22 protein-coding genes are annotated in these 21352 nt (G+C 51.3%); 15 read left to right on the top strand and 7 right to left on the bottom strand.

The genetic code is table 11. The features are described 5' to 3' along the window. Window positions 1-71 precede the first annotated feature (71 nt). The 3 genes from trxA to KQY15_RS17710 all read left to right on the top strand — a co-directional run bounded on the left by trxA (window position 72) and on the right by KQY15_RS17710 (window position 3233). Window positions 72-398, top strand: a complete 327-nt coding sequence (trxA, locus tag KQY15_RS17700; RefSeq protein WP_217671247.1) for a thioredoxin TrxA — start codon at window positions 72-74, stop codon at window positions 396-398. A 191-nt stretch (window positions 399-589) separates the two neighbouring features. Beyond that, the gene (gene rho, locus KQY15_RS17705; protein WP_217671248.1) at window positions 590-1855 is read left to right on the top strand and encodes a transcription termination factor Rho; all 1266 of its coding nucleotides are present in this window, start codon (window positions 590-592) and stop codon (window positions 1853-1855) included. 82 nt (window positions 1856-1937) lie between these two features. Beyond that, on the top strand, window positions 1938-3233 hold the full coding sequence (locus tag KQY15_RS17710) for an NAD(P)/FAD-dependent oxidoreductase (protein ID WP_217671249.1): 1296 nt from the start codon (window positions 1938-1940) through the stop codon (window positions 3231-3233). Here KQY15_RS17710 and KQY15_RS17715 read toward each other — a convergent pair. From KQY15_RS17715 to KQY15_RS17735, 5 genes are all read right to left on the bottom strand, one after another. Then, window positions 3180-4064: a hypothetical protein gene (locus tag KQY15_RS17715; RefSeq protein WP_217671250.1), complete on the bottom strand. Its 885-nt coding sequence runs from the start codon at window positions 4062-4064 to the stop codon at window positions 3180-3182. The genes KQY15_RS17710 and KQY15_RS17715 overlap by 54 nt on opposite strands. Window positions 4065-4120: 56 nt before the next feature. Then, window positions 4121-5437, bottom strand: coding sequence for a thymidine phosphorylase (gene deoA, locus KQY15_RS17720; protein WP_217671251.1), 1317 nt, complete (start codon window positions 5435-5437; stop codon window positions 4121-4123). A gap of 4 nt (window positions 5438-5441) precedes the next feature. Beyond that, on the bottom strand, window positions 5442-5873 hold the full coding sequence (locus tag KQY15_RS17725; RefSeq protein ID WP_217671252.1) for a cytidine deaminase: 432 nt from the start codon (window positions 5871-5873) through the stop codon (window positions 5442-5444). Between the two features lie 80 nt (window positions 5874-5953). Next, the gene (locus KQY15_RS17730) at window positions 5954-6733 is read right to left on the bottom strand and encodes an amidohydrolase (RefSeq protein WP_217671253.1); all 780 of its coding nucleotides are present in this window, start codon (window positions 6731-6733) and stop codon (window positions 5954-5956) included. Next, window positions 6721-7908, bottom strand: coding sequence for a methionine aminotransferase (locus KQY15_RS17735; protein ID WP_302850370.1), 1188 nt, complete (start codon window positions 7906-7908; stop codon window positions 6721-6723). Before KQY15_RS17735 ends, KQY15_RS17730 begins: the two co-directional genes overlap by 13 nt. 129 nt (window positions 7909-8037) lie before the next feature. On the opposite strand from KQY15_RS17735, the gene KQY15_RS17740 reads away from it, so the two are divergent. The 5 genes from KQY15_RS17740 to KQY15_RS17760 all read left to right on the top strand — a co-directional run bounded on the left by KQY15_RS17740 (window position 8038) and on the right by KQY15_RS17760 (window position 11720). Beyond that, entirely contained in the window at window positions 8038-8676 is a 639-nt protein-coding gene (locus KQY15_RS17740) for a methylthioribulose 1-phosphate dehydratase (RefSeq protein ID WP_217671254.1), read from the top strand. Further along, window positions 8673-9356, top strand: coding sequence for an acireductone synthase (mtnC, locus tag KQY15_RS17745; protein ID WP_217671255.1), 684 nt, complete (start codon window positions 8673-8675; stop codon window positions 9354-9356). The genes KQY15_RS17740 and mtnC overlap by 4 nt, the downstream gene beginning before the upstream one ends. Then, window positions 9353-9895 carry a 1,2-dihydroxy-3-keto-5-methylthiopentene dioxygenase gene (locus KQY15_RS17750; RefSeq protein ID WP_217671256.1) on the top strand — a complete coding sequence of 181 codons (543 nt, stop codon included), beginning with the start codon at window positions 9353-9355 and terminating at the stop codon, window positions 9893-9895. Before mtnC ends, KQY15_RS17750 begins: the two co-directional genes overlap by 4 nt. 202 nt (window positions 9896-10097) lie before the next feature. After that, a complete protein-coding gene (locus tag KQY15_RS17755; protein WP_217671257.1) occupies window positions 10098-10985 on the top strand; it encodes a LysR substrate-binding domain-containing protein in 888 nt (295 codons plus the stop codon). A 210-nt stretch (window positions 10986-11195) separates the two neighbouring features. Continuing rightward, window positions 11196-11720, top strand: a complete 525-nt coding sequence (locus tag KQY15_RS17760) for a tetratricopeptide repeat protein (protein WP_217671258.1) — start codon at window positions 11196-11198, stop codon at window positions 11718-11720. 309 nt (window positions 11721-12029) lie between these two features. Here KQY15_RS17760 and mtnA read toward each other — a convergent pair whose 3' ends face one another. After that, a complete protein-coding gene (gene mtnA / locus KQY15_RS17765; RefSeq protein WP_217671259.1) occupies window positions 12030-13055 on the bottom strand; it encodes an S-methyl-5-thioribose-1-phosphate isomerase in 1026 nt (341 codons plus the stop codon). Between the two features lie 115 nt (window positions 13056-13170). Between mtnA and mtnK the strand changes: the two genes are divergently transcribed. The 7 genes from mtnK (at window position 13171) to KQY15_RS17800 (ending at window position 20665) form a co-directional block, all read left to right on the top strand. Further along, window positions 13171-14382: an S-methyl-5-thioribose kinase gene (mtnK, locus tag KQY15_RS17770; RefSeq protein WP_217671260.1), complete on the top strand. Its 1212-nt coding sequence runs from the start codon at window positions 13171-13173 to the stop codon at window positions 14380-14382. Between the two features lie 138 nt (window positions 14383-14520). Further along, window positions 14521-15213, top strand: a complete 693-nt coding sequence (locus KQY15_RS17775; RefSeq protein ID WP_254795821.1) for an ABC transporter ATP-binding protein — start codon at window positions 14521-14523, stop codon at window positions 15211-15213. Then, a complete protein-coding gene (locus KQY15_RS17780) occupies window positions 15189-16190 on the top strand; it encodes an HlyD family secretion protein (protein ID WP_217671261.1) in 1002 nt (333 codons plus the stop codon). Before KQY15_RS17775 ends, KQY15_RS17780 begins: the two co-directional genes overlap by 25 nt. After that, window positions 16187-17212 carry an HlyD family secretion protein gene (locus tag KQY15_RS17785; protein WP_217671262.1) on the top strand — a complete coding sequence of 342 codons (1026 nt, stop codon included), beginning with the start codon at window positions 16187-16189 and terminating at the stop codon, window positions 17210-17212. Before KQY15_RS17780 ends, KQY15_RS17785 begins: the two co-directional genes overlap by 4 nt. Beyond that, a complete protein-coding gene (locus tag KQY15_RS17790; RefSeq protein ID WP_217671263.1) occupies window positions 17202-18404 on the top strand; it encodes an efflux RND transporter periplasmic adaptor subunit in 1203 nt (400 codons plus the stop codon). The genes KQY15_RS17785 and KQY15_RS17790 overlap by 11 nt, the downstream gene beginning before the upstream one ends. 4 nt (window positions 18405-18408) lie before the next feature. After that, window positions 18409-19644, top strand: coding sequence for an ABC transporter permease (locus KQY15_RS17795; protein WP_217671264.1), 1236 nt, complete (start codon window positions 18409-18411; stop codon window positions 19642-19644). Between the two features lie 103 nt (window positions 19645-19747). After that, complete coding sequence (locus KQY15_RS17800; RefSeq protein WP_217671265.1) at window positions 19748-20665, top strand: exo-alpha-sialidase; 918 nt, start codon at window positions 19748-19750, stop codon at window positions 20663-20665. Window positions 20666-20744: 79 nt separating this feature from the next. Here KQY15_RS17800 and KQY15_RS17805 read toward each other — a convergent pair whose 3' ends face one another. Further along, a complete protein-coding gene (locus KQY15_RS17805; RefSeq protein ID WP_217671266.1) occupies window positions 20745-21344 on the bottom strand; it encodes a redoxin domain-containing protein in 600 nt (199 codons plus the stop codon). Window positions 21345-21352: the final 8 nt, after the last annotated feature.

Consider the following 21352-nt stretch of genomic DNA (forward strand, 5'->3'; position numbering starts at 1 on the left):
TAAGAAACAGCCACGTTTAAATTGATAACACATTTTTGCAGTGTAACTGCACAGCCTGAACGGAGAAATAGATGAGCGAACAAATTTTACAAGTTTCGGACGACAGTTTTGAAGCTGATGTTTTAAAAGCCGAAGTACCGGTACTGGTCGACTTCTGGGCAGAATGGTGTGGCCCTTGTAAAATGATCGCGCCAATTCTGGAAGACGTGGCAGCTGAATACACTGGTAAAGTCAGCATCGCCAAGGTAAATATTGATCAGAACCCAAACACCCCGCCAAAATTTGGTATTCGTGGCATTCCAACCTTACTGTTATTTAAGAATGGTCAGGTTGCCGCAACCAAGGTTGGCGCACTTTCCAAAACCCAATTAAAAGAGTTTTTAGATAGCAATATCTGAAAATGACCAAAAAGGCGTATTTTTGTACGCCTTTTTGCTGTTCGCCGCTGGACGTGCCAAACATCTGCTGCTATTGTGTGGCTAAGCAAATATCTTAAACCACGCTTGTCTGTCGAATAAACCAACTTCCAAACCTTTATTATCGAGCTGATAAGCATTTTCTGTTTTTACCAACAAGAACCCATCAAACTATGCATTTAACAGAACTGAAACTGAAACCAATTAGCGAACTGGTTGATTTGGCCGAGTCCATGGGCCAGGAAAACATGGCCCGCCTGCGCAAACAAGACATTATCTTCGCAATCTTAAAAGCCCACGCTAAAAATGGTGAAGAAATCTTCGGTGCCGGTGTATTGGAAATTCTGCAGGATGGTTTTGGTTTCTTACGTTCGTCAGACAGCTCTTATTTAGCCGGCCCCGATGATATTTACGTATCACCCAGCCAGATCCGTCGCTTTAACCTGCGCACCGGTGACAGTATTTCTGGTTTAATCCGGCCGCCGAAAGAAGGTGAGCGTTATTTTGCGCTGTTAAAAGTTAATGAAGTTAACTTTGGCCGGCCAGAGCAGGCCCGCAACAAAATTTTATTTGAAAACTTAACCGCACTGCATGCTAACTCGCGCTTGCGGATGGAGCGCGGTAATGGCAGCCGGGAAGATATTACTGCCCGGGTACTGGATTTAGCTTCACCCATTGGCCGCGGTCAGCGCGGCTTGATCGTGGCACCACCGAAAGCCGGTAAAACCATTTTGCTGCAAAACATTGCCCAGTCTATTGCCGCTAATCACCCGGAATGCGTGTTAATGGTGCTGTTAATTGACGAGCGGCCGGAAGAAGTAACCGAGATGCAACGACTGGTTAAAGGCGAAGTTGTGGCATCTACCTTCGACGAACCCGCCAGTCGCCACGTGCAGGTAGCGGAAATGGTCATCGAAAAGGCCAAGCGACTGGTTGAACATAAAAAAGACGTCATTATTCTGCTCGACTCTATTACCCGCTTAGCCCGTGCCTATAACACCGTTATTCCAAGTTCAGGCAAAGTATTAACCGGTGGTGTTGATGCCAACGCCCTGCATAAGCCTAAACGTTTCTTTGGTGCAGCCCGTAACGTTGAAGAAGGTGGCAGCTTAACCATTATTGCCACAGCGCTGGTTGATACCGGTTCGAAAATGGACGAGGTTATTTACGAAGAATTTAAAGGCACCGGTAATATGGAGCTACACTTATCTCGGAAAATTGCTGAACGTCGTATCTTCCCTGCCATTGACTTTAACCGCTCAGGCACCCGCCGTGAAGAATTACTGGCTTCGCCGGAAGAGCTGCAGAAGATGTGGATCCTGCGCAAAATTCTGCACCCGATGGACGAAAGCGACTGTATGGAGTTTTTAATCGATAAGTTATCGATGACCAAAACCAACGATGAATTTTTCGATGCCATGAAGCGGCAAAAATCCTAACTCCCCGAAACCGGCGCCCGCGCCGGTTTTTTTTTGGCTGCAGCACGACACTGATTTAAAAGAAACGGAAGGAAAGCGTAACATGACACCCCCTCGCATCGTAATTGTCGGCGGTGGCGCTGGTGGCCTGGAACTGGCCACCCGGCTTGGTAATAAACTGGGCCGGAGTAAACGCGCTGATATCACCCTGGTCGATCGCAATCATACTCATATCTGGAAACCGCTGTTGCACGAAGTAGCAACCGGCACCCTGGATGTTGAAATTGATCAGCTAAGCTACCGGGCGCATGCCGCCAGTCATCATTTTGAGTTCCAGTTAGGTAATTTCACTCGCTTAAACCGCGAACAAAGAACCATTACTCTGGCCGCCATTGGTTCATCCGATGGCGAGCAATTGCTGGCCGAACGCGAACTACGCTACGACCATCTGATACTTGCGATCGGCAGTATTTCTAATCATTTCAACACTGCCGGTGTCGCTGAACATTGTATATTTCTGGACAGCCCGGGCCAGGCCCATCGTTTTCAGCGCAGGCTGCTGGAGGCCTATTTAAAGCTGAACTCACCGCAGCACCCGAAAGATTCTCTCAACATTGCCATCGTCGGCGCAGGCGCCACCGGTGTCGAGCTGGCCGCCGAGCTTTATCATGCGGCAGCAGAGCTTAACCTGTATGGCTTTGCTGACTTACGCTCTGACCGGCTGAATATTTCACTGGTGGAAGCCGGCCCGCGGATTTTACCGGCGTTGCCGGAGCGGATGGCCAATGCAGCGTTAAAAGAGCTGCAAAAGCTGGGGGTTAACGTGCGGGTTGGTACCAAAGTAACCGCCGCCGACAGCCAGGGTTTAAAGTTGGGCGAAGAACGGCTTGATGCTGAGCTGATGGTCTGGGCTGCTGGCATCAAAGCGCCGGACTTTATGCGTGACATAGCAGGGCTGGAGACAAACCGGCTTAATCAGCTGGTGGTTAACTCAAAACTGCAAAGCAGCCGGGATGACCGTATTTTTGTGATTGGCGATTGTGCTGCCTGTCCGCTACCTGACGGCAAGTGGGTTCCGCCCAGAGCACAGTCTGCTCATCAGATGGCCAGTCTTGTAGCGCAAAACCTGATAGCAATCTTAAATAATAAGCCGCTGCGCGATTTCCAGTATAAAGACCATGGTTCACTGATCTCGCTCAGCCGCTTTGGTACGGTGGGCAGTTTAATGGGTAATCTGGTCGGTGGCGCTATGATGATTGAAGGCCGGATCGCCCGGCTGGCTTATATCTCATTGTACCGGATGCATCAGGTTGCACTGCATGGCTGGCTGAAAATGCTGGTGATTTCACTGGTTGCCCGGATCAACCGGATTGTCCGGCCGCGACTTAAACTGCATTAACGCTTGCTGCTGCAACTGGCTAATGTCAGTGCTCAGCCTGCGCCGGGCACTGTCATCCAGCCAGCGCTGCATCGCGTCAATATAGGCCTGTTGTTGCCATAACTCTGGTAATAGCCGATCTATCACCGCAATTGCAGCCTGGCCAACCGCATCGTTAGTGCAGGTGACATGGGACACGCTGGCAATATTGGCATTAACAATAGCGCGGTGTTCCAGCGTCGCCGCTACCGGTAACAGCTGGTTGAAATACTCCATGCGCTCCGGATACTCGACGACATAGTCTACCCTGCCACTGGCCAGCAACGCCGCTGCATTGACATTACCACTTAACGAATAACTACTGAGGTTACTGTCTGCCTGTTGTAGTACCTGTAACACCGCTGCAGGATAAAAACGGTTTGGTTGATACACCCCAGTTAGCATTGGGTCCTGTGATAACTTATCAATCGCCACACCTTCAGGCAGATTGGCCTGATGCTCGCTAAGACGACCCGCGATATAACCAACTGCCAGCGCAGGCCCCACTGCCATAGGCCTGGAGAACAGACGGTTGGCTGCGCGCTGCTCAGAAAATAAGGTGCCAACGGTACAATTTGCGGTTTCAGCGTCAGTAAATACCTGCTCCAGTTTGGCCAGACTGACCAGCCGTAACTGATGGTTAAATTCAGGCATTAACGTTGTAATTTGTTGATGCAACAGGTCGAAAGTGCCCTGTCCCTGATAAGGGCCATTTATTATCTGATGAGGCGGCCAGTCAGTTTGCAACCAGTTCAGCTGGGGTTTGGCCTGAAGGCCAAACCCCAGCAGTAAACATAAACTTCTGAGTAACATAAGTAGCCCCGATATTAACTGAATTTACTTTAGCCAATAACGGAACCGTTTGCCAGTCAGCCAATAGTATGATGTACCAGTGGCAACCCGGCTGGATTTTCTGCTGCAACGGTTAGTGCGGCCTGGTATTCCTGCCGGGCAATCTCAGCTGCATCATTGCTGGCCGCATGCACCCGGGCAATGATATCACCCTGCTGCACTTTGCTTCCTGCTGCCAGAATGTGACTAAAACCGACCGCCGGGTTGATCTGTTGACTGGGGTGCGAGCGACCACCACCTAAGCGCACTACCGCCATGCCCAGGCCGACGGTATTGTGATAACTGAGATAACCGCTTTGCGGCGCCTTAATATCCTGCACCACCGGCGCACTGGCTAAATAGTGCTGTGGTTTTTCCAGTAAATCGGCCGGGCCGCCCAGTTCTGCCACCATTTTGCTGAATATCTCTGCGGCTTTACCTGAACTGAGACTCTGCTCCAGCGCGCTAATTGCCGCCGCTTTGTCGTTATACAAACCGCCAAGCAGCAGCATATTGGCACCGAGTTCCAGCGTCAGCTGGTGCAAGCGTGGTTCGCGGTATTTTCCGCTCAGGTAATCGAGGGTTTCCACCACTTCCAGCGCATTACCGGCCGTGCTGCCTAAAATCTGGTTCATATCGGTGATCAGTGCCCGGGTCGCTACCCCAGCGCCGGTCGCGGTATTAACGATGCTGGTTGCCAGGGCACTGGCATCCTGCGCCGTCGCCATAATGGCACCATTACCCACTTTGACATCCATTACCAGCGCATCCAGCCCTTCAGACAATTTCTTCGATAAAATGGAAGCGGTGATAAGCGGGATCGATTCTACCGTGGCGGTAACATCGCGAATACCATATAAACGACGATCAGCCGGTGCCAGCTCGCTGCTCTGACCAACAATCACACAGCCCAGCTGTGGTAACAGCTGCTCGATCCGGCTAAGACTTTGGGTACAGCTGTACCCCGGAATACTTTCCAGCTTATCAACAGTGCCGCCGGTATGGCCGAGGCCGCGGCCGGCTATGCTTGGCATAAAAGCGCCACACGCCGCCACCATTGGTGCCAGCATCAGGGTGACTTTATCGCCTACCCCCCCGGTGCTGTGTTTATCCACGACCGGACCGTTCAGCCGGCCCTGCCAGTTCAATACTGTGCCAGAGTCACGCATGGCCAGAGTCAGCTCAACAATTTCGCTAACCGCCATGCCGTTTAAGTAAATCGCCATGGCCAGCGCTGCCGCCTGGCTGTCACTGAAGCTGTCATCGGTTAAACCTTGCACAAACTGGCGAATTTCAGCATGGTTTAATGGTTTACCGTTACGTTTGGTTTTAATAATTTCCTGAGGAATGGCCATAGGGTTAACTATCCTTACTGATTTTAGCACTGGCAGCCAGATAGGTGGGCGTAAAGGCATCTGGCAATAATTGCTGCAGGCTCCAGCTTTGCTGCTGGCCTAAATGATTGCTGCTGGCAATGGGCGCATCTGGCATAAAAAATTCGGCAATGACCTGACGACAAATGCCACAGGGCGGGGTCAGTTTACTTTGTGGTGTGTAAACCAGCAAAGCAACAAACTTACGCTCGCCGGCTACTACTGCCGCTGCTATCGCGTTACGTTCGGCACAAACAGTGCCGCCGTAAGAGGCGTTCTCAACGTTACAACCGGCATAAATTTCACCATTTTCGGCTTGCACGGCTACGCCAACCGGAAATTGACTGTAAGGAGCGTAGGCCTGTTCTGAGGCCGCTTTGGCGGCAGCATTAAGCGCTGCCCAGTTAATTGCTGTCACACTGATTAAACCTGCTTAAATACGGCCGTACAGTGTTGCCGCGAAACCGCTGCAGGTCAAGCTTGTTGGTTAATCTGATGTTAGTTTTTTAATGTAAACGCATCTGCATCTAAATGGGCCGGAAACGCCTGGCGATATTGTGCCAGCGCCGTACCATCGAGGGTGGCAGTCAGTACCCCAGCTTCGCTTTTTGGCAAACTGGCCAGCAGCGCACCCTGATAATCGATCGCCACACTATCGCCACTGTAGTGAATATCGTTGCCGTCCTGGCCAACCCTGTTAACACCTAATACAAACGCCTGGTTTTCAATGGCCCGGGCCACCAGTAAGCTGCTCCAGGCATGGCGCCGCGCTGCCGGCCAGTTCGCTACATAAATCAGCACGTCATAATCATTCTGGTTACGGCTGAATACCGGAAAGCGCAGGTCGTAGCATACCTGCAGACAAAATCGCAGGCCTCGCCAGCGCACTATTACCCGCTCCCGGCCCGCCTGATAAGCATGCTGCTCGCCGGCCATCCGGAATAAGTGCTTTTTATCGTAATAGCTCACTGCGCCATCCGGCGTGACAAAATACAGCCGGTTAACATAGCCACCGGTCGTTGTTTTAACGGCCAGCGAGCCGGTAATTGCGGCGTTTAATGCTTTGGCCTGCTCAATTAACCAGGCTAAGCCGGGGCCGGGTTCCTGTTCTGCTATTTCGGCGCTTTGCATACTAAAACCGCTGGTAAACATCTCCGGCAGTACCACCAAATCGGCAGGTTCCAGCTTAGCGAGCAGCGCACTGAAATGGGCCAGATTGGCCTCGCTGTCCTGCCAGTACAGTGTGGTTTGCAGCAGACTGACTTTTACAGCTGACATAACACCTCCGCGGCCTGATTTAAGGTGACTGGTGTTTTAGCAAAACAAAACCGGATAAGCCGGGCCCCGGTGGGCTTTTGATAAAACACACTAAGTGGGATAGCCGCCACTTTATGTTCAATAGTTAACCAGCGACAGAATTCGACGTCTGGCAGGTTGCTGATTGCACCGTAGTCTGCCAGCTGAAAATACGTAGCCGCACTGGGCAGCAACTGCAGCCGACTGTGAGTTAATCCTGTCACAAACTGATCGCGTTTTTGCTGATAAAACGTCGCCAGGCCGCTGACCTGCTCAGGCTGCATTGCCAGCGTATCGGCTATCGCATGCTGCGCCGGGGTAAAGCTGGAAAACGTGACGTACTGATGAATCTTCCGAAACTCAGCGCTAAGTACTGGCGGAGCCACGCAATAGCCCAACTTCCAGCCGGTAACATGAAAGGTTTTGCCAAAAGATGAGACGATAAAACTGCGCTCAGCCAATGCCGGGTAACAATGGGCACTCAGCCTGGGCGCACCATCAAATACCATATGCTCGTAAACTTCATCGCTCAGACAATATAAGCCATGCTGGCATACCAGTGCCTGCAGGGCCTGCCAGTCATCATCATTAAATACGGTGGCGCTCGGGTTATGCGGGCTGTTAACAATAATCAGTTTAGTCTTCGGGTTAATTGCTGCCGCCACCTGCTGCCAGTTCACTTTAAAATCAGGTGCCAACAGGCTCAGATGCAACGTGCTGCCGCCGGCCAGCTTAACCGCCGGGGCATAGCTGTCATAGGCCGGGTCAAACACTATCACTTCATCCCCCGGCCTAACTATAGCCTGAATGGCGACAAACAGCGCTTCAGTGGCCCCCGAGGTAACCGTTATCTGATGGTCAGGGTCAACGCTGCGCCGATAGCAGCGCGTTACCAGCTTACTGATTTGCTGCCGCAGCGGCAAAATGCCGGGCATCGGCGCATATTGGTTTGCCCCATGCTGGCTATGATAGGCCAGGCGCTGCAATAAGTAGTTGTCTGGCGAAAAATCAGGAAAACCCTGAGATAAATTAATGGCTTGCTGCTCTGCGGCAAGCTGACTCATCTGGCTGAAAATGCTGTTACCCAGGGTAGGAAGTTTCGATTCGAAGGCCATATGCTCAGAAAAAGTTGCCAAAACCAGAGCGAATGCTATCATTCAGCCTGTTTTGTGTATAGACATCTAAATGTTTAAACGTTTAGCTGTCGATATTATATCCAGTCATAGCAGATGTCTCTAACAGCTGCTATGACTGGCTTTTATCACGGACTATTATGACGGGCTTTTATGAATAGCACAGCGCAGCTGCATCAACTTAACCCCAACGCCATCGCGCTTTGCGCACTGGGCCGCTGGGTAGCCAACCGCCAATGGGTACCGGCAACCGGCGGTAACTTTTCCATTCGCACCGGCGACAACAGCGCACTGGTTACCGCCTCGGGTAAAGACAAAGGTGAGCTAAGCCCGCAGGACTTACTGCCGGTAAGCTGGCAGGGCCAGCAGCTTAGCTGTACTGGCACGCCCTCGGCCGAAACCGCGCTGCACGCCATGCTATATCAGTTAAACCCGGCCACCAAAGCCGTACTACATACCCATTCGGTGCAGGCCACGGTATTTTCCAGGTTAATTGCGCAGAATAACTACCTTTTTGCCGGCTATGAAATGCAAAAAGCCATTACCGGCATCAGCAGCCACGAGCAGCTACTGCCCCTGGCTATTTTTGACAACACCCAGGACATCCCGGCACTGGCGGCAGAGCTTAACCTACGCTGGCACCAGCAACCGCTGCAATATGGTTTACTGGTCCGCGGTCATGGCCTTTATGTCTGGGGCAACAGCCTGGAGCAGGCGAAAAGGCATTTAGAAGGCTGGGAATTTCTTATAAACTGCGAGCTTGAACGTTTTAAAATTGCAGGTTTACCGTGAATTACCGCGCCATTATTACCGATATTGAAGGCACCACCAGCCGGATCAGTTTTGTTACTGACGTGCTGTTTCCTTATGCTGCCAAACATTTACCGGATTTTATCCGCCAGCACCAGGCAGAGCCTGCCGTCGCCAGCGAGCTTAACGAAGTGCGTAAGCTTATGCAGCAGGCGGATGCCGACACCGACAGTTGTATTAGCCAGTTACTGCAGTGGATAGCCGAAGATAAAAAAGTGACACCATTAAAAACCCTGCAAGGCATGGTATGGGCCAACGGTTATCAGAGCGGCGCTTTTACCGGTCATATTTATGCCGATGTCGCCGCTAAACTGGCCGACTGGCATCGCGATGGCATTCAATTATACGTGTACAGTTCTGGCTCGGTCGCGGCGCAGCAGTTGTTGTTTCAGCACAGCGACTTTGGTGATTTAACGCCTCTTTTTAGTGGTTATTTTGATACCCGCATCGGTGCCAAGCGCGATGTCTCGGCCTATGCCGCCATTTTGCAGCAGTTGCAACTGCCGCCGCGTCAGGTGTTGTTTTTATCAGATGTCACTGCCGAGCTCGACGCTGCGTGTCAGTTGGGCATTGCTACCGTGCAGCTTACCCGCGAAGATCAGAGTGCTGGCAAGCATAAAACCGCAAAAGACTTTTATCAGGTGCAGGAGCTGATGCAATGAGCTACTTAACGGTATTTAACGACACCAACCCTGAACAAGTTCTGCTACAAAGTAGCAATGTTGATGTTATTCAGCAGCAGCTGCAGGCTGCCGGGGTTACCTTTGCCCAGTGGCAAGCCAACGCACCGGTAACAGCAGATAGCACTGCAGAGCAAATCATTGCTGCCTACGCTGATGAAATTGCACGCTTAAAAGCAGCTGAGGGCTATATCACGGTTGATGTTATTTCACTAAGTCCGAACCATCCGGATAAACAGCAATTGCGGCAGAAATTTCTGGCTGAACACACCCACAGTGAGAATGAAGTGCGGTTTTTCGTCCGTGGTCAGGGCCTGTTTTGCCTGCATATCGGCGCTAAGGTGTATCAGGTATTGTGTCAGCAAAATGATTTAATCAGTGTGCCCGCCAATACCCCGCACTGGTTTGATATGGGCAGCGAGCCCGACTTTACCGCTATTCGTTTATTTAATAATCCCGACGGCTGGGTTGCCCATTTTAGCGGTAGCGATATCGCTACTAAGTTTCCATTACTGGCATAGCGTTGCACTGTCGCGTTATCTGTTTTGCAGGCCCAGCTGATCCAGGCTGGTGCAAAGCAGCAGATCACCAGCGCCAGTTTAAAGCTATGCTACTGTTTTAGCTTAACTTTAGCGTGCAGGTAAAACTGGTTTAACTTTTGCAGCCAGTTTGTCATTAATGGCTTGTATACTAGCCTGTATCGAACACCAGGTATTACCGATTATGACTATTCATACGCCACTTCGTGGCTTGCGCTGTTTTTGTGTAGCGGCCGAGTGTTTAAGTTTTAAAGAAACGGCCAAGCAGCTGTATTTAACACCGTCGGCAGTAAGCCACCAGATTAAACAGCTGGAAGATAACCTGAACTTAGCGCTGTTTGAGCGTAAAACCCGCGCCATTGCCTTAACTGAAACCGGCAAGCGTTTTTATCAGGAAGTGCAGCCACTGCTGGCCCAACTGGCCGATACCATTGCCCAGTTCAGCCAGGTTGAACGAATGCAGGAAGTCAGCATTTCAATGCCGGAGTTTTTTGCCAGCGAGCTGTTTGTACCAAAACTCATTGGCTGGTCGGCGCAATATCCGAACATTAACTTAAAACTGGAAACGGTAAAATCCCGGCGCGACAGCCCGAAATACACCGATTTATCGATTATTTTATCCGGTAAAAAGCCGGAAGAAACGCAGGCTTATGATCTGTTCCCAATCAGCTATGTGCCGGCCTGCAACCCCAAGTTATATGAGCAAATTCATGGAAAAAGTTACCGGGCACTGGAAAAAACCCCGCTTATTCTACATCAGGCGCGGCCCCATGCCTGGCATCAATGGGCCGAGCATGTTGGCTACCATAACTTTAAACCGAAGCAGATTATTCAGCTCGACAGCATGTTCAGCGTGGCCCGCGCCGCCCAGCAAGGGCTGGGGGTGGCACTTATTCCGCTACCCATCAGCCAAAGCTGGTTTAGTAGCGGCACGCTGGTACGGTTGTTTGAGCAAGAGTTGCTAAGCCGCGATCGCTATTATTTAGTACGGCATGACGATGACGCTAACCGGCCGGAAATTCAGCTGTTAATTGATTGGGTATTAAAGAGTTTTCAGCCAACTAGTGGCTGAAATTTCTAACTGGTAACGGTCCTTCATAGCAGTGTTTTATGACAGATACTGCATTGCTCTATCCAGCATATAAGTGAATTTTTTTAACTTATCAGTGTGATTTATCTCGTTTGTCAGACCAGTTGCTACTGACTAAAGTATCCCTGTCGCCGCAAAAACTTTCATTATGAAAGGCCGGTGACCCAAATTTAAACCAAGGGAGAATACGACATGAAATTCACAGCCAAAAAATTTGCTACCGCCGTGGCACTGAGTGTGCTGGCATCAAGTCCATTTCTCGCTTCAGCTGCGAGCAATGGTTACAAAATGGTGTTAATTGAAGACACCCCGGGCGTCACTACCATTCAGGCAGGTCAGTTACAGCAAGGCATCAGCGAAGTAACCAACTATCGCGGTGCAGATGTAGACAACTTTTCATTACAAATGAGCCTGTGCGTTGCCTACAGCCGCTTAAGCCAGCTTGACCAGGCGCAAAGCGCTTGCTCAAAGGCAGTTAGCCTGGCACAAAGCACCCCGGCAGTAACCACTGACGCCAAGCGCGAAATGCGCGCCCTGGCTTACAGCAACCGCGGTGTTATGCATGTGCTGGCAAACGACAGAGTTGCCGCACTGGAAGATTTTAAACGCGCAGTATCGTTAAAAGATAACGATATTAACCAGCACAACCTGGCGCGCTTAACGGCCGATATCAACGGCGTCGAAACCAATCAATTCGCGTATAACAGCGCTGAATAAGCTGTTTTAAGCGAAACCTGTTTTAACTGTAACAAGTTTTACCCCGTTTTACCCTCGTCCTTTGCCCGGTTAATTTAACCGGGCTTTTTTTGTCTGGCTTAATTAACAGGTGTATGTCTAACAACTGCAACGCTCGCCTTGGCTCGGCACAGCAACTACTCCGGACATCCTGTCCTACGCGAGCCAGCTAAAGCTGTTCAAATTCGTTCCCGACGAATTTGTCGCTGTTCTGACGCAAACACTCAGACACTCTGTGCCGCCCAATTCGAGGTTCCAGTCGCTTACTGCTGCTTAGGAGTGTATACACAGTCAGGCAAACTGCTTTAATACCCCACCGGCAATATCTGCTTGACTATACACACCGGTATCGAGTACCCAGCCGGTGACTAAACTGGCGGGGGTGACGTCGAATGCCGGGTTAAATACCGGGGCATTTTCGGGGGCCCAAAGCGTTTGGCCGAAGGCGCCGCTGACCCCGCGTACCTCATTGGCGTCGCGCTGTTCTATCGGAATCACGCTGCCATCGGCGCAGTTTAAATCGACGGTGGTGTGCGGCGCGACGACGTAAAAGGGTACCTGATGATATTGCGCCAGCACGGCCAGTGAGTAAGTGCCTACTTTATTGGCAAAGTCGCCATTGGCGGCGATGCGATCAGAACCGACAAAAATCCGGTCGACCTGGCCGCGGGCCATTAACATGGCGGCCATATTGTCGCAAATAAGCTGATACGGAATAGCCAGTTGCTCGCACTCCCAGGCGGTTAAGCGGCCGCCTTGCAGTAAGGGCCGGGTTTCATCTACCCACAGCCGGATATTTTTACCCTGCTGATGCGCCAGGTTAATTACCCCCAGGGCGGTACCTACCCCGACGGTAGCCAGGCCGCCGGTATTACAATGGGTTAGCAGCTGCTCGTCGGGTTGCACCAGTGCGGCACCATGGGCGGCTATTTGCTGGCAAAGCGCCACATCCTCCAAAAACAACGCCTCGGCACAGGCTACCGCGGCTTTGGCATAATCTGGCCCGTTTAGTGCCTTAAGCATGCTGTCGATATTGTTCATCAGGTTTACCGCGGTTGGCCTGGCGGCGCGCAGTATTTCGGCGTCCTGGCGCAGTTGCTCGCAGCTTGCGCCCTGCTCTGCCCGCACGGCCAGCAGCAGACAGGCGCCAATGCCAATGGCCGGCGCGCCGCGTAGCTGCAGGTTTTTAATCATGCTGACCATTTGCGCTACCGTGCTGCAACTAAGCCACTGCTGGCGGTGGGGTAATAAGGTTTGGTCCAGCACAAATAACTGACCTTGTTCGGTTTTCAGGCTGAGCGCCGTTAAATTTTGCATAAGTTATTCCTGCTTTGCTGTTTGCCAGATGTTGCAGACGGCTATCGGGTTTGCGATTATGCAGCTCTGCTTTTCGCTTTACAAGTTACAGGGCCCCTGATGTGTGAGTATAAAGATGAGTGAATACAAAACCTTTAATGCCGACGATGCCATAGCCTTTGCTGATGAGCATAGCGAGTTGTTTGGCGAACACAGTGAGCTTAGCGCCAAAGAGTTTGGTGACGGCAACCTTAACCTGGTATTCCGGGTAGAAAACGATAAAGGCACCTCGCTTATTGTCAAACAGGCGCTGCCCTACGCCCGCTGCGTCGGCGAAAGCTGGCCGCTGACCACCGACCGGGCGCGGATTGAAGCTGAAGTGTTAAAAATGCACCGCCGTTTTTGCCCGGAGCATACCGTTGAAGTACGCCATTTTGACCCGGTAGCCTGCGCCATTTTAATGGAAGATTTAAAAGCCTTCCGCATTTTACGCACTGAGCTCAACGCCGGGAAAAAGTTTAACCATTTAGCGCCGCAAATGGCCAAATACATGGCCAACACCCTGTTTTATACCAGCGATTTTGTGCTGAGCAGTGAAAATAAAAAAGCCGAAGTGGCGCGTTTTTTAAACCCGGAACTATGCCTGATCACTGAAGATTTATTTTTTACCGACCCTTACTGCAACCACGAGCGCAACAATATTGAACCGTCGATTCTGGCAAACGCCAAACCCCTGTGGCATGACGAGGCATTAAAAGCCGAAGTGGCGGCACTGAAGGCAGATTTTCTCAGTAAACCGCAGGCATTACTGCATGGCGATTTACATAGCGGCAGTATTTTTATTGATGAGGAAACCTGCAAAGTTATCGATGCCGAATTTGGCTTTTTCGGGCCGGTGGGTTTCGATGTAGGCTCACTGCTAGGCAATTTGCTGCTGAACTATTTAGCGTGCCCTGGTTTACACGACAATCAAGATAGTAGCGAGCAGCAGGCTTATTTACTGGAGCAGGCCGAGCAACTGTGGCAAGAATTCAGTGAAGTGTTTACGGAGCTGATGGCCCGGGAAACTCAGGATCCAGCGCTGGAAAACAGCTTATATCAGCAGCGCTTTTTGCAGCAGGTATTCCGTGATACCGCAGGCTATGCCGGTTGTGAACTGATCAGGCGGATTGTTGGTCTGGCGCATGTGGCGGATATGGATAGCATCGATGATGCCGGCAAACGAGCCGAGTGTCAGCGTAATGGCTTAAAACTTGGGCGCGAACTGATAATGCAGCGAAATGATCTTGGTAATATCAGTCAGTTACTTAACCTGGTGCGATATCAGCAAGCCGGCACTGCGAACTGAGTAAAGCCTGCCTGACATTTATTACATCTGCTTACAATTAATCAACCTGCTTACCGCCCCGGATGGCCATAAGTGGCTGTCAGGGTGCAGATGCTTGTGGCAAACTGTATCGATTCTAACCACAAACAGAAAAAGCGGATGATTACAGCTAACGGCCTTTATAAGAATTTTGGCAGTGGCGACAGCCAGGTACAGGCACTGCGCGATGTAAGTCTGAGTATTGCCGAAAACGAATTTGTTGCCATTATGGGCAGTTCCGGTTCAGGTAAGTCGACCCTGATGAATATTCTCGGTTGCCTCGATACCCCAAGTAAGGGCCAGTATCAGCTGGCCGGTCAGGTTATTGGTCAGCTGGACGATGTCAGCCTGTCAGCCATGCGCAACCAGCATATCGGCTTTATTTTCCAGTCTTTTCATCTGTTGCCGCGTCTGACTGCCGCTCAGAATGTGGCGCTGCCACTGCGTTATACTGACACTGAGCCACAGCAGGCGATTGAGCGCGCTAACGCGTTGCTGGATCAGGTTGGCCTTGGCCATCGCAAAGATCATAAGCCACATGAAATGTCCGGTGGTCAGCGCCAGCGGGTGGCGATTGCCCGGGCCCTTATTAACCGGCCGAAAGTTATTTTCGCTGACGAACCCACCGGTAATCTCGATAGCAAAACTTCAAAAGAAATTATGCAGCTGCTATGTGATTTACATCAGCAGGGCAATACCATCGTGATGGTTACCCATGAAGATGAGATAGCCGCTTACGCCGGCCGGGTGATCCGGATGCGCGATGGTCAGATTATGGAGGACAGTGCATGTTTAAAAACACAATCTGCCTGATCCTGCTGGCAGCCTGCTTGTCAGGGCACAGCGTTGCCCGTACAGATAGCTCAGATAACGCTCCAGCGCCAGTAGCCAGCAGTGAGCTACCGCTACTGTTAACCGGTACTCTGCAGTCAAGCGATCGGCAAAGTATTGTTGCCCCGATGACTGATAACTGGCGGGTTCAGGTGCAATGGCTGCAAAGCGAAAGTGAACCGGTAAAAACCGGCGATTTAATTGCCGTATTTGACGCCGGTAACACTCAGGCCCAGATCGAGCAACTGAAAAGCAGCCTGATCAATCATCAGGAGCGGTTGAACCAACTTAAAAGTGAACATAAACAGACCGTAATGGAAGCCGAGTTTGAGCTGAACCGGCGTCAGTTGCTGCTGGAGAAGGCCGGTATTGATGCCGGCGTGCCGTTAGCCAATTTAAGCCAGTATGACTACGAGCAATACCAGCTGGAACAAAAACGCGCCCGCACCGAAGCCAGTAAAGCCGCCGAACAGCTGGCAGTAGCGCGGATCACCGCAGATGCGGCCTTAAGTAAACAGCAGCTGCAGATTGAACAAACCCAGGCTGAACTGAACGATGCTGAAAACCTGTTAAGCCGGATGAGTGTGTATGCTACCCAGGATGGCAATATCAGCTATGGCAATCATCCCTGGTATGGCACCAAAATCTACGCCGGTGTTACCGCCCAGCCAGGCTGGATAATCGCTGAGCTGAACCGCAAAGAAAATTTGTATATTGAAGCCTGGGTACATGAAACCGATTTACCACGGTTGCAGCAAGCCAGTGCGCTGCAAGCCCGCTTTGATATTGCCCCGGATCAGCCCTTTCCCGTAAAACTCAGTGAGCTGGCGCAACAAGGTGAAAAACGCCAGCGCTGGGGCACCGCCCTGTATTATAAAGCATCGTTTACTGCGGCTAGTTTACCGGTTGCCAGCCCTATGTTGGGTATGGGCATGCTTATTGAGGTTGCCGCCGAATGATCAGAATAAAACCGATTTTCTACAGTGTAAGTTTAGGCTTAAGCGCGCTGCTGCTAAGCGCCTGTCAGCAGGAAACAAGTAGCGGCCCCGCCAGCACTGTAACCAGCCATGTCCGGGCAACCGGCGAGCTAACCGCGGCCAATTCATTTAAAGCCTCGCCGCCCAGTGTCAGCAATATGTGGCAATACAATATTAAACAGCTGGCACCGGAAAGCAGCATGTTAACCGAGGGCGCCGTGGTGGTAGCCTTTGATGGCCAGCGGCTGGTTGATGAGCTGAACAATAAAAGCATTGAGCTGAAAAGTGCTGAGCAGGAACTGGCCAACCGCCTGCGCAGCGATGAACAAACTTTTGAAGAATTAAAGCTGACCCTGGCCGAGCGGAAAATGGAATATGACCGGGAAAAACGCAAAGCGGAAATAGTGGACCAGTCACGCTCTGCTAATGACCGGCGTAAAGCACAAATCGACTTTACCATTGCCGATAACCAGTATCAGCTGGCGCAAGCCAGGCTGGCCAGTCATCAGCAACAACGGCTGGCCGAAGAGCAAATGCTGGTGGCCAAAGTCAGTCGCCTGCAATCCGAAGTTAGTCAGTTGCAACGCAATATTGCCAGCATGCAGGTTAAAGCGCCGTTTGAGGGCGTAATGGTATACAGCATGGGCTTTGACGGTGAAAAGTTCTCAGTCGGCGACAGTGCCCAGTTTGGCCAGCCGGTGGCGGAAGTCAGTCAGCTGAACAGCCTGTACGTTAAAGCCGAAATTGACGAAATAGATTTAAAGCAACTGCAACCAGGCCTGCCGGTAGAGATAACACTGGATGCCTATCCGGAGCGGCGGTTTAATGGTGTGTTACAGAGCCTTGGCAATGCGGTGCGCGATAAGTCCAACGATAACCTGCGCCGGGTGGTGGATGCCAGTGTCAGCCTGACTGATCTGGATACCGAATTAATGCGGCCGGGTATGACTGCCCGGCTGAATATCAGCCTGAACACCAGCCAGGGAGCGGCCAATGCCAATTAAGTTATTGCGCTCAATGCGCGCTGCAGCTGTAACCCTGGGGTTGGTGGCCGTTGCCGGTTGCAGCGAACCAGAGTTGCAGGTACCGGTTTATCAGGTTGAGCCCGATACGCTGGTGCATAAAGTCCATACTGAAGGTGAATTGTTTGCGGTGAACTCGGTTACCATCAGCGCGCCACGCAATGTGCAAGGGCCGCGCTTTATTGCCAGCCTGGCTAAAGAATACAGCCGGGTAGAACCCGGAGATGTGGTGGTTACCTTCGATGCCACTCAGCTGGAACGTTCACAACGCAAAGCCAGTTCCAGCCTCAGCAGCGTGCAGGCTGATGAGCAACAGAAGCTGGCCGAGCAGCAAAAAGAGCAAAAAGCGCTGGGGCTGGATCAAACCCTGATAGCCCAGGAATTTAATTTTGCTGACCGCTTTAGTATCGACGATGTACAAATTCGCTCAAGGCTGGAAATTCTTGATTCAATGCAAAATAAAGAATATCTGGGCGAAAAGCAGGAATATCTGGGTTGGCAGGAACAAAGTTTCGCTCAGCGTAGCAGTGGCGAGCTGGAGTTGCTGCAACTGCAACGCGGCCAGCAGCAAAGCCTGCTACAGCAGGCAGAAAGTGGTTTAGCAGCGCTGGAAGTGAAAGCCCCGCATGCCGGTATTTTGTTGTTCGACACCAACTGGCGTGGTGAAAAGCCCGAAGTGGGCGGCATGGTATTTCCCGGATCTAAAATTGGCAGCATCCCCGATTTAAGCCTGCAGCACCTGAAGCTGCAGGTAATAGAGCAGGAGGCAATTGGCCTGGCCGCCGGGCAGCGTGTTACTTTTTACCTGGCAGCCTGGCCTGATCAGATACTTAACGGCAGTATTGTCTCAGTGGCGGCGGTAGCGCAGTCGCGTGAACGGCGCGACCCACGTAAATATATTGAGGTTATTGTTGCCCCAGAGCAGCAAAACCCGAATTTTATGCCGGGCATTAAAGTTATTGCCACCCTGTGGGTCACTGAAAAGCCTGAAATATTAAAAGTACCTCTACAGGCCATTTTCAGCGAACAGCAGCAACTTTATGTCTACAAACGTAATGGCAGTGGCTTTGTTAAACAGCCCATCAGCATCGGCAGCAAAAGTCTGAGCCATGCCCAAATCAGCACTGGCCTTGCTGCCGGTGATGAAATAGCCCTGATTAACCCGGAAAGCTGATGCCATGAAACATACACCTCTGATTAAAGACACCCTGGCCGAACTGGCGCAGCACAAGCTGCGGACGTTTTTAACCCTGCTGGGCATGATTTTTGGGGTAGGCGCCGTTATCGCTATGCTGAATATTGGTGAAGGTGCCGAGCGCGAAGCGTTGAAAACCATTGAAACCATGGGCCTGCGTAACCTGATAGTGGAGGGACGGAAGTTCGATGAAAAGACTCTGCAGGAGCAGCGCAAGCACTCGCTGGGATTAAACCAGAGCGATATTGATGCTGCAGTTGCCACTATTCCCGGTGTAACCTCATACAGTGCCGAGCGAATGCTCGACACTCACGGCATTTATAGCCATACCGGCAAAAGTGACGGCGCCGCTATTGGCGTATCACCAAGCTATATGGCACTGAGTAAGTTACAGTTTGTTGCAGGCCGCAATTTTACCGAGCAGGAAAACCGCTACGCTGCCCAGGTGGCCATTTTAGGTGCCAGGGTTGCGCAGAGCTTGTTTCCGGATGGCGATGCGCTGGGCAAACCGGTTAAAGTGAATCATGTCTGGTTGCAGGTGGTGGGTGTGCTGGCTGAACCCTATGCTGGCAGTGATGAATTTCAGGGAATTAAACTCGGTGGTGAGCAAAACCAGCTGTTTATGCCACTGAACACTGCCCAAACCCGTTTTAAAGCCGAACCGTTAAGCGCTGAACTTACCTCATTCCGGCTGCAACTAAGCGAAGACGCCAATAATGCATTAAGTGCCCGCGCCCTGGATTTTCTGTTAAAGCAACGCCATAACGATATTGATGACTACAACATTATTGTGCCGGCTGCATTGCTGGCCCAGCAAAAGCAGACCCAGCAAATCTTTAATATTGTAATGTCATGCGTTGCCGGCATTTCTTTGCTGGTTGGCGGTATTGGCATTATGAATATTATGCTGGCCACGGTACTGGAGCGAACCAAGGAAATTGGCCTGCTCAGGGCAATAGGTGCCACCCGGCGCGACATTAAAATTCAGTTTGTCGCCGAAAGCTTTGCCATCGCCATACTTGGCGGCTTACTGGGTATTGTATTTGGTATTTTATTGTCAGAGCTTATCGCTTTTTACTCCGACTGGGCAGTCAGCTGGTCGTTGCTGGCCATTGGTTTATCATTCAGTATCTGCGCCTTAATCGGCGTAGCCTTTGGCGTGTACCCGGCAATCAAGGCATCAGAGCTTGACCCTATTACTGCATTACAGAGTGAGTAACTCAACAAGAACAATGTACCGTGAATAATCAGTCAGCGACGCTATAATTTAGGTTTTCAGGTCATTACCGGCAGACGACCCGCTGCCCCGCTTTGGAGTAACCATGTTAACCGCGCGCTGTATCTGGCAACAAGCTGAGCATAATGCCTTTACTGATCTTATCTGGTTTAAGCAGGCGTTGTGGTGTGTGTTTCGCGAAGGCAGTGAGCATGTTTCGCCGGATGGCGCTTTTCGGCTGCTACGCTCAGCTGATTTGGGCCAGAGCTGGCAAAGCGCCGCACTGATTAACGCCTCTGATGCTGATTTACGCGACGCGAAACTCAGCATTGGTCCTGCTGGCAACCTGCTGTTACTGGGCGCTGGTGCTTTGCATAACCGTGACCAGCAATCACATCAATCTTATATCTGGCAATCCAGCGATGGTTACAGCTGGTCGGCCGCTACGCCAATTGGTGAGCCGAATATCTGGATATGGCGCATGACGTGGCAGCAGCAACCTCAGCAGTTAGCCCGGTGTTTTGCTGTCGGTTACCGGATTGGGCCTGAAAAGCTGGTTCGGTTGTATCAGGGCGACAGCCCGTTGCAGTTAGCGCCATTAGCTGATTTGCACAGTGGTAGTTATGCCAATGAAAGCGGCCTGCTGTTCGAAGCAGATGGCACAGCGTTGTGTTTATTACGGCGCGACCCGGAACATGGCCTATTTGGCGCTAGTAAGCCGCCATACAGCGACTGGCACTGGCAGGATGTCGGCTATCGGATTGGCGGGCCGCAGTGGTTGCAGCTACCGGATGGCAGGTTGCTGGCGTGTGTGCGTTTATATGATGAAGAAATCCGCACCAGCCTCTGCTGGATTGACCGCCAAACTGGCAAACTAACCGAGTGGCAAACCCTGCCATCAGGCGGTGATTGCAGCTATGCCGGTATGGTACTGCGCAATAAAACGCTGTATGTCAGCTACTACTCGTCGCATGAAAGTAAAACCAGTATTTATTTCACTGAAATAACATTAGCCGGCAAATAAATTCAGCTCAGCCAGTATTAACTGGCTGAACTGCTGTCGTTTAGTACTTTCTGTCAGTACTTTCTGTTAGTACTTACTGTTAGTACTTGACGCTACAACCATATGGTTTGGTAACGGCTGGATCGGGTGTATTACCTGCTAATACCGCTTTTGCTGCATTGGCAAAATACGGCGTGGCTTTGGCAATATCGTCTACTTTGGCAGACGGAATGCTGTCGATACCACCCATATATTGCAGCACACCATTTTTATCAATCACGTACATATGCGGCGTGGTTTTGGCATCATAGGCTTTGCCCATCGCACCGCTTTCATCAAATAAGATAGCTGTAGGTGCGGCATTACGACTGCTGGTCAGCTCGGCTGCTTTAGCGCTGTCGATATGGCCCTGCTTGCCGGGCGCTGAAGAGATAACACTAAGCCATACCACGTCTTGATCAGTCATCTCACTTTGTAAAGCCTGCATATTGCCGCTGTAATGCTTAACCACGAACGGGCAGTCATGGTTAGTCCACTCCAGCACCACATTTTTGCCGGCAAAATCCTGCAGGCTATGACTCTGGCCATTAGCATCTTTCACGGTAAAACCCGGCGCCGGCTGGCCGACTTGTGGCGCGGCTGCAAGTGTTGCTGCAAATAGCATGGCACCAACGGAAACAACGAGTTTTGCTAATTTCATTTTTATCG

The sequence above is a fragment of the Arsukibacterium indicum genome (assembly GCF_019100565.1).
Classification (GTDB): domain Bacteria; phylum Pseudomonadota; class Gammaproteobacteria; order Enterobacterales; family Alteromonadaceae; genus Alishewanella; species Alishewanella indicum.